At 42.5% G+C, this 16,802-nt stretch carries 13 protein-coding genes and 2 pseudogenes; 11 read left to right on the top strand and 4 right to left on the bottom strand.

The annotated features are described in order from the left end of the window. Window positions 1-18: 18 nt before the first annotated feature. Window positions 19-660, bottom strand: a complete 642-nt coding sequence (locus ANSO36C_RS28115; protein WP_251957441.1) for a hypothetical protein — start codon at window positions 658-660, stop codon at window positions 19-21. Between the two features lie 976 nt (window positions 661-1,636). Here ANSO36C_RS28115 and ANSO36C_RS28110 point away from each other — a divergent pair. The 7 genes and pseudogenes from ANSO36C_RS28110 to ANSO36C_RS28080 all read left to right on the top strand — a co-directional run bounded on the left by ANSO36C_RS28110 (window position 1,637) and on the right by ANSO36C_RS28080 (window position 8,976). Next, window positions 1,637-2,065, top strand: a complete 429-nt coding sequence (locus ANSO36C_RS28110) for a hypothetical protein (protein WP_251957440.1) — start codon at window positions 1,637-1,639, stop codon at window positions 2,063-2,065. A gap of 526 nt (window positions 2,066-2,591) precedes the next feature. Next, window positions 2,592-3,957: pseudogene (locus ANSO36C_RS28105) on the top strand (APC family permease). A 146-nt stretch (window positions 3,958-4,103) separates the two neighbouring features. Further along, entirely contained in the window at window positions 4,104-4,763 is a 660-nt protein-coding gene (locus ANSO36C_RS28100; RefSeq protein WP_251957439.1) for an SAM-dependent methyltransferase, read from the top strand. Between the two features lie 295 nt (window positions 4,764-5,058). Next, a complete protein-coding gene (locus ANSO36C_RS28095) occupies window positions 5,059-5,868 on the top strand; it encodes an SDR family oxidoreductase (RefSeq protein WP_251957438.1) in 810 nt (269 codons plus the stop codon). Between the two features lie 346 nt (window positions 5,869-6,214). Further along, window positions 6,215-7,618, top strand: a complete 1,404-nt coding sequence (locus ANSO36C_RS28090) for a glycoside hydrolase 100 family protein (RefSeq protein ID WP_251957437.1) — start codon at window positions 6,215-6,217, stop codon at window positions 7,616-7,618. A 353-nt stretch (window positions 7,619-7,971) separates the two neighbouring features. Then, a complete protein-coding gene (locus ANSO36C_RS28085; RefSeq protein ID WP_251957436.1) occupies window positions 7,972-8,274 on the top strand; it encodes a hypothetical protein in 303 nt (100 codons plus the stop codon). Window positions 8,275-8,502: 228 nt separating this feature from the next. Further along, window positions 8,503-8,976, top strand: coding sequence for a hypothetical protein (locus tag ANSO36C_RS28080; protein WP_251957435.1), 474 nt, complete (start codon window positions 8,503-8,505; stop codon window positions 8,974-8,976). A 51-nt stretch (window positions 8,977-9,027) separates the two neighbouring features. On the opposite strand, the gene ANSO36C_RS28075 is transcribed toward ANSO36C_RS28080, so the two are convergent. Next, on the bottom strand, window positions 9,028-9,204 hold the full coding sequence (locus ANSO36C_RS28075) for a hypothetical protein (protein ID WP_410174648.1): 177 nt from the start codon (window positions 9,202-9,204) through the stop codon (window positions 9,028-9,030). 123 nt (window positions 9,205-9,327) lie between these two features. Next, window positions 9,328-12,336, bottom strand: a complete 3,009-nt coding sequence (locus tag ANSO36C_RS28070; protein WP_251957434.1) for a UPF0182 family protein — start codon at window positions 12,334-12,336, stop codon at window positions 9,328-9,330. A gap of 309 nt (window positions 12,337-12,645) precedes the next feature. On the opposite strand from ANSO36C_RS28070, the gene ANSO36C_RS28065 reads away from it, so the two are divergent. The 3 genes and pseudogenes from ANSO36C_RS28065 (at window position 12,646) to ANSO36C_RS28055 (ending at window position 13,952) form a co-directional block, all read left to right on the top strand. Beyond that, entirely contained in the window at window positions 12,646-12,891 is a 246-nt protein-coding gene (locus ANSO36C_RS28065; protein ID WP_251957433.1) for a type II toxin-antitoxin system Phd/YefM family antitoxin, read from the top strand. Between the two features lie 320 nt (window positions 12,892-13,211). After that, window positions 13,212-13,433: pseudogene (locus ANSO36C_RS28060) on the top strand (transposase family protein); the annotation flags it as partial. Between the two features lie 276 nt (window positions 13,434-13,709). After that, window positions 13,710-13,952 carry a transposase gene (locus ANSO36C_RS28055; RefSeq protein ID WP_410174619.1) on the top strand — a complete coding sequence of 81 codons (243 nt, stop codon included), beginning with the start codon at window positions 13,710-13,712 and terminating at the stop codon, window positions 13,950-13,952. Window positions 13,953-14,210: 258 nt separating this feature from the next. Here the strand turns inward: ANSO36C_RS28055 and chlP are convergent, their stop codons facing one another. Continuing rightward, entirely contained in the window at window positions 14,211-15,431 is a 1,221-nt protein-coding gene (gene chlP, locus ANSO36C_RS28050) for a geranylgeranyl reductase (protein WP_251957432.1), read from the bottom strand. Window positions 15,432-15,728: 297 nt separating this feature from the next. On the opposite strand from chlP, the gene ANSO36C_RS28045 reads away from it, so the two are divergent. Further along, window positions 15,729-16,745: a sulfate/molybdate ABC transporter ATP-binding protein gene (locus tag ANSO36C_RS28045; RefSeq protein WP_251957431.1), complete on the top strand. Its 1,017-nt coding sequence runs from the start codon at window positions 15,729-15,731 to the stop codon at window positions 16,743-16,745. The last annotated feature ends 57 nt before the right edge of the window (window positions 16,746-16,802 follow it).

The following is a 16,802-nucleotide window of genomic DNA, read 5'->3' as shown; positions in this document are numbered from 1 at the left end:
CCTTCTTTACCCCACAATTCAACTCTTAGGTAAATAAATGTTGATCGTGATTCCGGTACCTTTAAGATTTCCTGATGAGAGTGTGTGATATAAGACCATAGCCCGGTTTGGTTGGTCAAAAAGAAACCCACGACGTGTAGGTTTGATCTTCCCTTCTTTGACTAAGGAAACGAAGGCTTCTAAATATCTACGTATACCTTGATGGTTATCTTGACTAGTATTGATATGATGCTCAACCAGCATCATAAAGAAGTCCAAGCTACGACTATCTTGCCCTTGAATCAGACTACCCTCATCTAAGAAAGAACTTGCTATAAGCCTGTTATCAACTTGTTTAACCTTAAACAGAGTAAAGTAACGCCCTTCTTTTTTCGGATCGTTCGCATAACAGACCCAAGAACCCTCTTGATTCTGTGTAAAACCCTGTTCAGCAAGGTAAGAAAGCAATGAGTTACTTGCTTTAGTTTGTGGTGGAGGTAATAAATCCTCAATGGGATCTAAAGAGCAAATCCTCTGTGTTATTTTTCGTTGAGGAATAGCAGGAGTCTCCTGGATATTGACGCGTAAGGGCTTGTCATCAGAAATTGCCGTGCTAGACATCGCAGCCAACACAGACACTTGGAGAAAGATAGCTCCAAGTAAACGAACAATGATATTCATGTTTTTCCTGTTACTCTTTTAGATTGTCAATAATCGAGTTGTTACTAAATCAGGATTGATCTAGCAGTCCTAAACCAGTTGTTAAATCTAAGTGTTTGCCTCATTTAGTCGAGGGTAACTTAAGCTTTCAGCAATCAAATAGGACTTTTATATATAGCTAACTAAGCAGGAAGAGAATCAATATCTAAAATAAAACACACAATATTAATGTCTTATTGACAATATAAATTGGGCTTTTTGATATTTTTACATATACAAAAAACTATTGACATTGTGTCAAAACTTTTCTATTTACTATTGTCTATTTTTTTTGCTATTGTATAAGGGCTTTATGCGTTCCTAGCTGGTTATAATGATTCGTAAGAAAGGGCTTTTTTAGCTCTTTACTACCTTATCTAAACAGATATTTAAAAGCTCTGTACTTTGTACATCAGTGCTTTTGGTGATTTTCTGGGTGGCTCGAATAAGTTTTTGTTTTTTTGAGGTAGCACACCTAACTAACTGTTTCAGCATGGTTACAATTTGATGTATAAAATAATATCTCCTGACAGTAAAATAATATTACCATGAGCTTGAGGTATGCAACAGTATTGTGGACAGTTATCAAAGTTGTACACGCTGAAGTGTAACTACCTATTCATGAAATTTCATCCCAAATAGTTGAGAGTCAGGGTCGATCTATTTAGACATTACAAACTAATACTATTGTTCTTAAATTAATATATTTTTGTCTTAAATATAACTTACCACAGAGCTAAGATACGTATAAAAACATACTCTGATCGTTAATCTAAGTTACTAGTTATGCTGTCAAGCTAAAGCTATATATTGTCACGACAAAAGAGGTATGTCCTTCAATTTGCTCTCTAGATAGAGAAATATCCTGAGCAAAGCTGATATTTTTACAAGTTAGAGTGGTAACAATTTTTGAATAAACTTAAAAGATTAACCTGATATTTTTACAAGCTTTGGCAGTATGAACGTGGAATTTTTTAACAGGATTCCTTTAGTGCCTTTAGTATTACTCTGGCTAGCTTACACCCTCTTGGGATGGTATCTTGCTGCTAATCATATTATTTGGTTAGTAGGAGCTTTTGTGGCTGCTATGGTTGTAGCTATAGTGCGAAAGAGTATTTTTTGGTTAGAGCGTTTAGTTCAATTTGGCTCTAGAACTTTAGTTGTCATCTTATTTTTAAGTATATCCATTGCGTTAATAGCAACTTGGTCAATATTATTAAGGCTTTTTCTCATACCCTTAGCTACTACGCTTTTAGCTGATTTGGAAATGCGATTATCTGGTTTCAATAAACTAGATTCATTTTGGATTTTAACAATTTTGGCTGTATTGGGTTTGGTAGTAGGTGAAGTGATAGATATTCTACTTTTTCCCAGCATCAGATATTAAAGAATACAGCAATGTTTGAATTGAATGCCCAAAGTTAATCTAAACTTTTGAGCGATCGCTGTCTTTTGTTTCTAAATTAAAGTAAGCACGATTACCCATTATTAGTCAATCATTCTTTAGACGGCTATAAATCTCACTTGTGGGAGAAGTTTTTTTAAATCATATCCTCTATCGTACTTGGAAAACAATGTTGTCCAAAAAGAGAATTTTGTTTGGGCGATGCCCACGGCGGCAAGCTACGCAACGGAGGCTAATCTTAATCTAACCAGATGGATATTACGATTTGAAGACATATAACTGGTAACTGTCACTTTTCCGTCACATTTATTATTAACCATAGAAGATAGGTAAAACAGTGATTCAAATTCGCCCTCCCAAGGGCTAACTTTTGGTTAGTAGTCTTCAATCCAAAAAGTTTTGCTGGATGGTGCGTTCAAAAACCTGGAGTACATAGATAATACCTCTGTTGAACAAAGACTATGAAACAAAGCCAAAAGTCCCAACTCAACACTAGTAAGGAAGTAATGTGAGTAGACGTAAAGACTACACTTTGCTTGAACAGACAACATCAACTAAAGTAGCAGCACCCAAGCCATCTCTGACATTATCAGACGCAGTGGCTCTGATTGTCGGTATTGTCATCGGGGCGGGGATTTTTCAAACCCCGGCTCTAGTAGCAAGTCAAGCAGGCAGTGAAATTGCTGTAATGTTTCTTTGGCTAATGGGTGGTGTAATATCTCTGGTAGGAGCGCTGTGCTATGCAGAGTTGGCGACTGTCTATCCCGATGTTGGAGGTGTTTACTATTATTTGAAACGTGCATTCGGGCGGGGAGTCGCCTTTTTATTTGCCTGGGCGCGGATGACAGTGATTCAAACTGGTTCCATTGCTCTTTTGGCATTTGTTTTTGGCGATTATGTTTCTCAGATATGGCGGTTAGGTACATTTTCGTCTTCTATTTATGCAGCCATAGCGATCGCACTTTTAACTGCTTTGAACATCATCGGTTTGCAGCAGGGTAAGTGGACACAAAACTTGCTGAGTGTTGCGAAAGTTCTGGGTTTATTACTGGTAGTAATTCTTGGGCTTACCGCCATTCCTAATTCTGCTGCTGCCGCCCCTATAGAATCTGCATCATCAGGAACCTGGGGACTGGCGATGGTGTTTGTGCTACTCTCTTACGGCGGTTGGAATGAAGCGGCTTACATCTCCGCAGAAATTCAGGATGGACGACGTAATATTGTGCGATTCGCTAATGTGGAGTATTGGCATCATCACTGCCATTTACTTACTCATCAATCTGGCTTACCTGCGGGGATTGGGATTAGCAAACATGGCTCAGTCAGAAGCAGTAGCCGCAGATTTAATGCGCTCTCTTTGGGGCGAACCGGGAGCCTTGTTTATCAGTGTATTGATTGCGATCGCTACTTTGGGAGCAACCAACGCCACAATCTTTACCGGAGCGCGTACCAATTTCGCACTGGGGCAGGATTTTTCGCTATTTGGTTTTATGGGACACTGGCAGCAACGTCCTAGCAGTCCTACCTATGCCTTATTATTGCAAGCTGCGATCGCCTTAGCACTGGTTTTTTTAGGCACGCTTACCCGCAAAGGCTTTCAAACAATGGTGGATTACACCGCCCCCATATTTTGGTTCTTCTTCTTGCTTTCCGGCATATCGCTGCTGGTATTGCGAATCCGCGAACCCCACATAGTTCGCCCCTTCCGTGTGCCATTTTATCCTTTAACACCATTACTCTTTTGTGCAGTCTGCGGTTACTTGCTTTATTCCAGCTTGGCTTATACAGGTGTAGGAGCAGTTGCAGGTGTTTTAGTCGTCGCAGCAGGTATCCCTGTGTTGTTCTGGAATAACTATCGCCAACGTAGGACTTAATACAATTTTGGACTTTCGGCTACGCTCAGTCGAACGATTTTGGATTGTGCCGCCTAAGCCTCACACTATAAGCAATTCAAAATTCTATGACTATGAGTTGTTTTTCTAACTACTGACCACAACCTACTGAATCAAGGAGAAAATTCATGAACTTCAAGAAAACTCTGTTTTTACTAGTTACAGGCGTTAGTATTACCAGCTTGGGAATTGCTGGGTGTGCGCCGCAACAGCAAGATTTGGAAGCTGGGACACAACCTTCTACTTTAACGGGTCAGACCGAAACCGAAACACCATCTGCAACAACTCCCACAACTCAACCACAAGAACGCCCCGGCGATGTTCCTTATGTACCTACACCACAGCCAGTGGTAGATGCAATGTTGGAAGTGGCAAAAGTGAATAAAGATGATGTGCTTTACGACCTTGGTAGTGGTAATGGCATAATTGTCAATACTGCGGCACAAAAGTTTGGTACGCGCGGTGTCGGCATAGATATTAACCCCGAACGCATCCAAGAAGCTAATGAAAATGCCAAAAAGGCAGGTGTAACCGATCGCGTTAAGTTTGTCCAACAAGATTTGTTCAACACTGATTTTAGTGAAGCAACAGTAGTTACACTTTACTTATTGCCAGAGGTTAACCTCAAACTCCGTCCCAAGCTATTGAGTCAACTCAAGCCTGGTACTCGCATTGTCTCCCACGCCTTCGATATGGGCGATTGGAAACCAGACCAGACGGTGAATGTAGACGGCAAAACTGTTTACTATTGGGTAGTTCCTGAACAAGTACCAGCGAATTTGCGCTAGAACTAATACCAATTCGTCATGGCTCTCGCGGACTCGCTACCGCTACGCTAACGTAATTCGTAATTAAGAGGCTTCAGATTCAAGTTGAGTTTCCATCTCTTGGATCTGTAGCCTGGTTTTGAAAAATTGCTTTAAGAAATTCAAAATTTCAAAGAAAGCCCTATTTTTAATTTTGAACTCCCTCTCTTGGGGGTTGACAGTATTAATTTCAAATTTTGAATTGTAAAGAATAATCTAAAATCCAAAATTGTCTGACTGATTGCAAATTCAAGCAAAGGCAGCTTAGGGAGAAAATATGATAGGCTTAAAAGGAAAGAATGCTTTAATTACAGGTGCAACTTCAGGTATTGGTCAGGCGATCGCAATCAGACTCGCCGAAGAAGGGTGCAACATCGCCATCAATTACCGCTCATACCCCGAAGATGCGGCAGACACGGAAGAGATGGCATTACAAAAAGCCTGCGGAAATATCGAAACCTGTGGTGTTAAGTCGCTACCGGTTCACGGAGATGTCTCCCAAGAATCAGACATTGTAGAGATGGTCAACACCGTAGTAAAGGAATTTGGCAGTTTAGATATTCTAGTTAACAATGCTGGCATTCAAAAAGAAAGTCCCTCGCACGAAGTCACCACAGCAGACTTTGACCAGGTAATTACAGTCAATCTCCGGGGTGCTTATCTCTGCGCCCGTGAAACTATTAAACACCTCCTGTCTAAAAATCGTCCGGGAGTGATTATTAATATTTCCAGCGTTCACGAAATTATTCCGCGACCCATGTATATCAGTTATTCCATTAGCAAAGGCGGTATGGAAAACCTGACCAAAACTTTAGCATTGGAATATGCAAGCCTTGGTATTCGTGTCAACGCCATTGCCCCCGGAGCAACAGTCACGCCAATAAATCAAGCCTGGACAGATGACCCCGAAAAAAAGGCGATCGTGGAAAGTCACATCCCAATGGGGCGTGCTGGCTCCTCAGAGGAGATGGCAGCCGCAGTAGCTTTTTTAGCTTCGGATGAAGCCGCCTACATCACCGGACAAACATTGTTTGTAGATGGTGGATTAACTTTGTATGCTGACTTCCGAGAATCTTGGTCAGCTTGAAAAAGAGGCAAGGGAGGAGAGAGCAAGGAGCAGGGGGCAGGGAGCAAGGGGGATAGAGCAGAGAGGGGATTCGACACTTCGACCCAATTTTTAGAGAGGCTGCGTTCTGAGCATAGCCTTACCGCAGGCTTTATGGCAGAGCTACGGGCAACGCAAAGCTACGTCACCTGTTTCGTTAGCTTCCCGTAGGATACGAACCAGGTGACGTAGAAATCGGCGACTCAGACGTTCTGCTCTGCTTCATAGCATTTCTTGATGAAGTCATTTCCCCCTGCCCCCTGCCTCTCCGTTGTTGCGTACTTTCCACAATTGAGCCGATACATATTACTAGTGGAATTAAACGCCCATGACTAGCGCGATCGATCAGAACAGTCAACTGGAAGCAGAAGCCTGGGAATTGTTGGAAGAGTCGATAATTTATTACCAGGGAAAACCCATTGGTACTGTAGCTGCCCACGATCCGGAGTCAGATGCACTCAATTATGACCAGTGCTTCCTCCGCGATTTTGTCCCTTCTGCCTTAGTGTTTTTGATGCACGGCAAAGCAGAGATTGTCCGTAACTTCTTAGTAGAAACACTGAAATTACAAAGTCATGAAAAGCAAATAGACTGCTTTGAACCGGGAGCGGGATTAATGCCTGCAAGTTTCAAAGTACACTCCAAAGGGAATGATGAATTTTTGGTCGCTGATTTTGGTGAACTAGCGATCGCTCGTGTTTCCCCAATTGATTCTTGTATGTGGTGGATTCTCCTGCTACGCGCTTATGAAAAAGCTACAGGCGATTTAACCCTAGCGCGTCAGCCAGATTTTCAAGCAGGAATCAAGTTAATTTTGGATCTTTGCTTGGTACATCGCTTTTCCATGTACCCAACAATGTTAGTTCCCGATGGCGCGTTTATGATTGACCGTCGCATGGGAGTCTACGAACATCCTCTAGAAATTCAGGTGTTATTCTATGCATCTCTCAGAGCTGCTACTGAATTGCTTTTACCAGATGGGGATGGCGATAGCTACCTCGGCAAAGTCAATAGACGATTGGGATCTTTGAAATATCATATCCGCAACTATTACTGGCTAGACCTGAAGCGATTGGGGGAAATTTATCGTTACAAGGATAACGAATTTGGTAAAGAAATTGTTAATAAATTCAACATCAACTCAGAATCAATCCCCAGTTGGTTAACCGAGTGGTTGCCCGAAACTGGAGGATATTTAGCGGGAAATCTGGGGCCGGGACGGATAGATTTTCGCTTTTTTGCTCTGGGAAATCTGATGGCAATCTTAGCTTCTTTAGCAAGTGAAACAGAATCTCAAAGCATCATGAATTTATTTTCCCAACGCTGGCAAGACTTGATCGGCTATATGCCTGTTAAAATCTGCTTCCCAGCTTTGGAAGGTTTAGAATGGAGAATTGTTACAGGATGTGATTCTAAGAACAGAGCTTGGTCTTATCACAACGGCGGTAACTGGCCCGTTTTACTATGGTTATTTACCGCAGCGGCCCACAAAGCAGGTCGAACAGAACTTGCCCAAGCAGCAATAGCTATTGCCGAAAGACGTTTATCTAAAGATAAATTCCCGGAATACTACGATGGCAACAATGGTCGTTTAATTGGTAAAGAAGCCAGAATTTATCAAACTTGGAGCATTGCTGGGTTGCTAGCTGCTAAAAAGTTTGTAGAAAATCCAGAGTACTTAGAATTAATCAGTTTTGCAGAGGGTCTTGAAGTCGCAGGCTGTAGTCTGTAGGTACTGAATACCCCAATGGCTTTCGTATCTATCCTACGAGAAGCTAACATAACAGAAGGGGTCGTCACTGAGTTTACCGTGAGCGCAGTCTAACAGCGTAGCCAAAGTGTCGAATCCCCTTTCTGTTCTGTCTCCCTTGCTCCCAGCTAAGAGTTCCCCTGCCTCTTATTGACTGCGATCGCACAGCTTCTTCTCTAAGAGAGACTACGCCAACGAGTTACCTTGCGTCTCACTCCCCTTCTCAAATACCCGATAACTGATACACTATATTGTAAGAGGTATCTGAAGTGTCATACTTAGTAATATCACCAGATAGTCTTTGCAGAATTAACACGTTTTAACGTGTATAAAACATGAAAACTAGTTCAGATTTAATTCCAGAATTTGAAAAACTATTCAGACAGAAATTGCAACTCAATAATTGTAAACTCAGAAAGAAAAGACAAGAAAATAATTATGAAATTGTTACTCCAGCTAAAGATGTCTTTTTGATGTATTGGTCTGAATTCCCAGAAGTTAACTTAATATACCAAGCTGTAGGGGTACGCACTCAACAGACTAGTGTTTATGAACGAGCTATCCGCTCCCACATTAGTTCTAGTCTGAGTAGTATTCAAGAGAGTGCTAGCTCTGAATCGCCATTATTGGTGAACTAACCAATACTTAGATAACATAGATAATATTTACTAAGGGACTTCCAAGAAATAAATTATCCAATCTTGTCGGGTGGGCATCTTGCCCGCCTTGACTGTGGGTTCTCGTGTCGCCCATCCCACAATAAATAGTTGTATATTTTTTTATTTGGGAGTCCCTAAGCTCTCGTCAGTTTTGTTATGTAACTGACGAGAGTTAATCAACAAAAATCTGTTGATCAAGAGATAAAAATGCAATCCGAAAAAAATCAAGATCAAGATCAGCTAGATTATAAAGCCTTGTTAGCTAATGCAAAGCAAGCCTTAAAACTTGAATACCATAAATCAGCCGCTTTAGCGTCCCAACTGCAAACCATCAAAACTCAGTTACAGCAAGTCCAGGCTGAAAACAAAACTCTCAAGGAGAGTGCTTATGAGGATGTAATTAAGCACTTTGAAGCACGTACCCAAGCAGCAGAAGCACTAGCACTAAAAACAGAAGTACGCCAGAGATTCCTTGAAGCCAATGGTTGCCAGGATGATGAGAGCTTCGATAATCTATGGGACAGTATTAAAAATAAGATTCAGATTCAAGACGGTGAAGTGAGAATCGTTGCCCAAAATGGTACTCCTAAGTTCACCTTAACGGGTAGTATGATGACTTTAAGGGATTTTATTCAATCCCTCAAACAAGACCCAATCTTTGGAAAATTCTTCTTGAACTAGAGAGCCAAAGAAAACTTCTGGTTAGAAGTGGGCTAACTTTTGTATAAAAAACTACTCATCTTCATCTCCTGGCGGTCGTTCGCTCTCACTTTGTTGGGCGTTCCACTCCAAAACCATGCGTTCCAACATCTCAGACTGCGTACATTTATTAACATCGGCGTACATTTTAATCAACTGCCTCACTTTAGGACTAATGTGGCGAATCTCTAGTTGGTTACTTTGTACCATGTCGATTAACTTTTAGTGTCTATTACTTATGCTGAACTATTAAACTATGTCTGTTGCAATAAATTTTGTTAATAGCGATCGCTCGCTATCACCTGCTATGTAACTATTTAGTCTTAAACTCGCTTAACTTGGCGGGGCTGCTTCTTCAAAGGGACGGATAATCGCCGGGGCTGGTGTAACCTCTGGTTTAAAAATTGCCTGCAATGCTTGTTCTAATGTTTGTGCCATGACAATCCGGTTTTCGTAAGCTACGACTACCCGCACCAAAGTTGGCAGACTATTCTGTGTGGCTTCTAGATAGATTGGCTCGACATACAGCAGCGATTGCTCAATGGGAATTACTAGTAGATTGCCTTGAATGGCTCTTGAACCCTGGCGATTCCACAGGGAAATTTGTTGAGAAATTACTGGATCTTGGTTAATTCGTGCCTCGATTTGCTCTGGGCCATAAACCAGCCTTTCTTTAGGAAAGGAATATAACAATAATTTACCATAGTTATCACCATCCGATCGCGCCGCTAACCAAGCGATTAAATTAGTCCGTTGTCTGGGAGTGTAGGGTAAAAGCAGAATAAATTCCTCAAACGGTACAGTGGGTAGACTAGTAATTAAATAATACGGCTCTACCGGACGGGCTTCGCTGCCATAGATTTCGTTAGGAATCTGCCACTGATCTTCCCGGTTGTAAAATACCTGGGGGTCGGTCATGTGGTAGGTCATCAACCGCTCAGATTGAATTTTGAAAAAGTCCACAGGATACCGGATATGGCTGCGGAGATTAACAGGCATGGCACTGAGCGGTTTGAAGGTGTTAGGAAATATCCTTGACCAAGTGGCAATGATCGGATCGCTCTTATCGGCAATATAAAAATTAACGCTGCCATTGTAGGCATCAATCACTACCTTGATCGAGTTGCGAATGTAGTTGATACTATCGCTACCAGTGTCTGAGTAAGGATAGTGATCGCTTGTTGTATAGGCATCAACAATCCAGTAAAGATAACTGGGATTGCTTGGTAAATCTTGATTAGCAACAGCAGCTACTAAATACGGGTCGCTGTCAAATTTGAGGAAGGGTGCGATCGCTTGAATACGTTGCTTCACATTTCGTCGGAACAACACCCTTGTCTCAGGCAAAAAGTCCCGTGTGAATAACATTTGCCAATCCTTCAAATACATGGCAAAGAGCCAGCGTCGCCATGCTGAACCGATTTGAACACCACCCAGACCATCATAAGAGTTGTAAACATTGTCACTACCACTGGGATAGTCTAGCTCCCTAACTCTTGTGCCAGTCATTACATAAGTATTGGCTATTTCACCGTAATAAATTCGGGGTTGCCCAATGGGAATACTGTCACGAATGGCTTCACTAGAAGTTGTCAGGGCACTACTATCACCGCTAATATCTTTGACAAAATATTCTGGCAGCCCACCCGCCCCAACTGTATTAACTGGGCTAACAGTGAACCCAAAACCGTGGGTATAAATTAAATGGCGGTTAACCCATGTTTGAGCTTCCTGTGGTACTGCACTATAGTTTAGTTCTCGTCCAGCAATCAGTACCTGCCGCCGTTCTGTTGCTTGAGCTGCTTGCTGCTCCGGTTCTGGCGGTTTTTGCGGGGCTGATGGTTGGCGTGAAGTTACATCTGTTTTCAGAGTATACCGATCAATATCGGCATCGGGGAAGCGATAATAGGGCCGGATTTGTTGCAGTTGACGGTTAGTTTGTAACAGTGGCCGCTGATCCCAAAGGCGAATATTCCGAATTGTCAAGTCATTCTTTTGAATATCAGCTTCAGTTAGTGTTCCTTGGGGGTTGAAGGTTCTGGCATCAATTACCTCTAAATCGAATGCTTGGCGAGTTAAAGCTATAGTTCGCTGAATGTAGGGTTGCTCTCGTTGCAACTCATTAGGTAGGACAATTAAAGATTGCACCACAGCAGGTATAACAACATCAGCTGCTACAACTAGTACTAGATAAACTCCTAATCCGTAAAATACTAAACGACGATACTGAGATTTGGGTTTCCAGAAAAACGTTCGCCAAAGTAGGTAAAAGGCGATCGCTCCTGCCACGATGCACAAGATGGTGTAAGCTGGCAACTGGGTTGTCACATCGGTATAGCTAGCACCATAACTGACTCCACGGGTAGAATACACCAGTTCATAGCGACTCAGCCAATAACTCAGAGCCACTACCAGCATCAACAAGCCACCCATACCGGATAAATGACGCTGCTGCTGGGATGAAAAACCAGGGAAAATCCCTTGACTCAAACTGTCAGCCGACAAGAGATAAGTGAGAGTAACAGCGACAAAACCATACAAACATAATCCCATCAGCCAGAGTTCTAGCAGTTCCCAAAAGGGTAAGGAAAATACGTAAAAGCTGATATCTCGACCAAATAAAGGCTCAGTGCTGTTGAAAAGGGTGGGGTGAAAATATTGCAGCACCTTTGCCCAGTTTTGGAATAGGATGAACCCAAAAATGGGACTGAAGAGAATTGCGATCGCAGTTAATAAAAATTGGGGATAGATTAGAATTGCGATCGCTACTCCCCCAATTAAGCCGAGATACCAGACTTGAGAGGAAATCTGCCTCAACAGTTGCCAAATTGTCTCTGGCCGAAATAGGGCAAGAATGGGTTGACTAACTTTATTAACTGGAGAATGCCAGTAAGAAAGAGCAATTTGACTATAGTGAGCCATCATTAACCCGATCAATAAGCTCAGTACGAAAGCTAGGGGTAATAACCAGCGCAATCTGAATGGTTTAAGGGGTTGCGGCGTAAGTGTCCGGGTTTCGTTGCGTGTTTGATAATGAGGACTGAGAAAATTTTTTAATTCACTGCTCAGTTCTGCTTCCTCACGCCTCACTTCTTCAATCTTCAAAGACTGGGGATATTTTAACCGTTGTGCAAGAGCCAGGTTTAGCAGTAGATAGGCAGCAGTTATCCCAGCTACCACTACCCACAAAACACCACGAGTTACCACCCTCAACAGAAATACTTGGAGGTAGCCGACTTCCTGAAACCAAAAAATCTCTGCTCCCATGCGGGAACCCAGATCCAGGAGCAGCCACAGCCCGAAGAATACAACTAATAGTCTAAAGCCCCATTTCCAATACATTCCGTAGCAGCCAAACTATCTGCAAAGTCAACTTCACTGCATTAAGGAAAGTATTTGGTACTTTCCCAGAAGTTATTACTACTTTCCACAATAGCTGAATTTAGCAGCGCCTCAAAGTTTATAGTGGAAACTAAAATAAATGACCCTTGAATCTCGGATGTTGCGGTTCTGAGCATGAAATTTCGTGTTCAAAGGGATTTGTCGTTAGACATCACTCTTCACTCACCATAGTTTACATACGCACACTCCCTACTTACTTGCATCAGTTCGTAGATAAACTAAAGTAAAGTTATCGTGAGTTACAAAAGCATGATGTCTTCGCTTCCCGTCAACGATGCTCAAAATAATTTACAAGAACTGATAGACCAAGTTGCAGAGCAGGGTAAGCCTGTGATCATTCAGGGCGATCGCGGTAATGCGATTTTGCTGGCGGAAAAAGACTGGTCTGCAATTCAGGAGACTCTTTACTTGTTATCTATACCTGGAATGAGAGAATCTATAAAAGAAGGGCTAGCAACTTCGATCCAAGAATGCGATGAGGAGTTGGATTGGTGAGTCAGCGCAGTGATGGAGAGCCACTTCCGAATTCTGAAGAAGTGAGTTGGAAGTTGGTTTACACAAAACAAGCGCAAAAAGATGCCAAGAAGCAGGGTAAGCGCATCTAATTTTGTAGTTAAAATGACAGATTGTTTTGCACAATTGTGATCTTAAAAAGAAGATTTAAGCATTAAAGACATTCAGTAGTAGGCTAATAATCAAAGCATCTATCTAGCATCAGAGGCAGTCTCATGGCATCAGGTTTAAAATCTTCAAAACCAACGATTAAAACCTCAAAAAAATTGAGTATAGCCAATGCGCTAGCACTAACAGAACAGATGGAATTAATTTTTAGCGAAATAGAAGACCCTCGTGTAGAAAGAACCCGTGTCCATTTGTTAACAGATATTTTAATAATTGCAATACTATCAGTGATTGCAGGAGCCAATGGATGGGAGGACATGGAAAATTATGGATTGAGTAAATACGAATGGTTAGAGCAGTTTTTAGCTTTACCTGAAGGCATTCCAAGCGCAGATACATTCCGACGAGTCTTTGAAGAAGAATCCAGAAGTCAGAATGGGCTAAACGCCCCGCTACCGCTAACAGGAGTCAGAATCAATTAGTGAGGGATTCAGACCCGCCACTAATTGTAGACCACTAAATTTTTAATTTAGCGGGGGTGCAAAAACGCCCTTTATTCATTCGCCACTCGCACAGAATTCAATTCTGTTAGCGGATAGCTAAGGTTTAGCCCATTCTGGCTCCTGACTCCTGAATTCTGCTTTGATAAATTAGGGCAAGCTATCCGTCTCCACTGGGGCGTTGAAAATGGATTGCATTGGAGTTTGGACGTTACGTTCAATGAAGATGCTTGCCGCGTCCGTACTGGTCATGCTCCACAAAACTTGTCGTTCCTGCGACGTATAGCACTTAATGCACTAAATTTAGAGCGCTCGCTCAAGCGTAGTAATCGTCAAAAATCAAATCGAGCTGCTATGGATAACAACTATATGTTGACGATTCTTGCTACTTGTTTATCACACCATCATGATGCTTCAAATGCTTCTTGTCAATAGGGTTTGAGATGCGCTTACCCTGATACCCTTCATGTCGCCCCTTCAGGTAAATACCTCATTACTCATTACTCATTACTTATTTAATTTGGTTCACCGACGTTGACACCAATATTCATGAATTGCCCCTACGACATGGATAAAAATATATGTTGTGGGGTGGGCATCTTGCCCGCCCTGATTAATCAGCGTCCAAGATATCCACCCCACAAACAAAATTGAGTAATTTATTTGTTGGAATTCCCAGTCCTTTGCCCTCAATTAAGGTGCAAGGGCATTACCCCGAATTAGACTACCAATAGTTTTGGCAGTAATTTTCAATTGGGTGATGGGATTAGCTGGGACAACCGTCTTATACAGATAGCTATCGAATGTTAGCCGTTGTACATCGAGGTCATCGCACATTTCCACAAACGCCTCGCGGGTAGCGTCGGAACGATAGAACACGCTTTGCAGAATGTCCAGAACTTTGTAAGTGAGTCCGTATCTTTTATCCCAACGCTTCAGGTAAATCTTGAGGTCGCCTTCTGTAGGAATACGGCTACCACTGTTAGATGTTTCTACAATAGTTTCGGCACACATCCGCCCAGATTTAGCGGCAAAATAAATACCTTCACCAGAAGATTTGGTAACGTAACCAGCAGCATCTCCCACCAAAGCGATGCGACCGACAACACGACGGGGACGGGGATGTTCAGGAATGGGGTGGGCTTCTACTTTGATGATTTTACCGCCTGCTAGCTTCTCAGAAGCACGAGCGCGGATACCAGCTTGTAACTGTTTGATGCTGGCTTTATTGACGTGCATCGTGCCAGTACCGACAGCTACGTGGTCATGTTTGGGGAAAACCCAAGCGTAGAAATCGGTAGAAACGTCATCACCGACATACATTTCGGCGAGGTCGTTATAGTAGGCCATTTTGTCTTCAGGTAAGCGAATCCGCTCTTGGAAAGCGATCGCATAATTGTAATCCCCAGCGTCCATTTCTTTAGCAACGCGAGAATTAGCCCCATCGGCCCCAATAATTAAATCCACTTTCAGAGTTTTGGCAATACCCTGTGATATGCCATCTGTATGGTCAATGTAATGGATGGTATAGGGATCAGTATTGTTTCCTGGTATATCAAGTTTATGAACAGTGGCATTAATTAAATTTGCGCCTAGTTTGGCCGCGCGATCGCGCAAAAAGCCATCCAGTACTTCCCGGCGACACATTCCTATATATTCATCTTCATTTACCAGATTAATATCAACCTCACGATTGGAAGGCGAAATCATTTTCATCTTCCGTACTCGGCGATCGATAATCTCTGGCGGTAAGTCAAATTCACTCACCATACATAGAGGAATTGCACCTCCACAAGGCTTTGCATTGTCTAACTTCCGCTCAAACAGGTAGGTTTCAATCCCAGAGGCTGCCAGTGTTTCTGCGGCAGATGAACCAGCAGGGCCTGACCCAATAACAGCAACCCGTAGTGTCAAAGGTCTTTCTCCCAATCTTCACATTTACCCAGAGCATACTACCACGGTCTTTCTAGTGATTTGGCGGTTTACCTCCAGGTTTCTGCACAAATGCAATATTCCTTAATGTTTCGATACGAATTGGGATGCCTCCTGATTGTGATTTTCTAGATTACAGTGGTGCTGACTGTAGCTTTCTCGATTGCGGCAGTTGCGGTAGCTAAATGTTGTTCATCCATAAATAACGATGTATGGTATATGTAAGACACGGTAATCCTAGAAAGAAACTGTAGATTTAGTTGCAGAGGAACAGCAGCAGTGGGTATAGTAGTTGAGAACGTCTCCAAACAATTCGGGAGTTTCAAGGCAGTTGATGAGGTCAGCCTCGAAATTAAGAGTGGTTCGTTAGTTGCGTTGCTAGGGCCATCAGGATCAGGTAAATCTACGCTACTACGGTTAATTTCCGGTTTAGAAATGCCGGATAGCGGCAAAATCCTGCTTACTGGTAAGGACGCTACATACCAAAGCGTGCAACAGCGAAATATTGGGTTTGTGTTTCAGCACTATGCCCTATTCAAGCATCTGACTGTCAAGCAAAATATTGCCTTTGGCTTAGAAATTCGTAAGGCACAGCCAAAGAAAATTAAAGGGCGGGTAGAACAGTTACTGGAATTGGTGCAATTGACTGGATTAGGCGATCGCTATCCATCACAACTTTCTGGTGGTCAAAGACAACGAGTAGCCTTAGCAAGAGCATTAGCAGTAGAACCTGAAGTGTTACTCCTAGATGAACCCTTTGGCGCGCTCGATGCCAAAGTTCGTAAAGATTTACGAGCATGGCTACGCAACCTCCATGATGAGGTTCATGTTACCACGGTTTTCGTTACCCACGACCAAGAAGAAGCAATGGAAGTCTCCGATGAAGTTGTGGTGATGAATAAAGGGCGCGTGGAACAGGTGGGAACACCAGCAGAAATTTACGATAATCCTGCCACGGCATTTGTGATGAGCTTCATCGGCCCGGTGAATGTGTTACCTAGCAACTCGAAGATTTTTCAAAGTAGCGGGTTTAATGCGCCACACCCGCAAGTATTTTTGCGCCCACAAGATGTCATTTTGGAAACTAGTGCCAACGGTACTACTACACCTGCCACAATAAGCCGATTGATACATTTGGGTTGGGAAATTCAGGTGGAATTAACTTTTGATGATGGACAAGTAATGATGGCGCATTTAACACGCGATCGCTTTAATGACTTAGAGTTAGAACCTCAACAGCGAGTGTATGTTAAGCCGAAGGATGCAAAGTCTTTTCCAGTGTCTTATTCAATTTGAAGGAGCAGGAGCTAAATCATTCGTGAACAATGAGATCCCCGATTTCTTTAAGATGTC

Source organism: Nostoc cf. commune SO-36 (genome assembly GCF_023734775.1).
Lineage (GTDB): Bacteria > Cyanobacteriota > Cyanobacteriia > Cyanobacteriales > Nostocaceae > Nostoc > Nostoc commune_A.
This window is presented reverse-complemented; position numbering and strand designations above follow the sequence as displayed.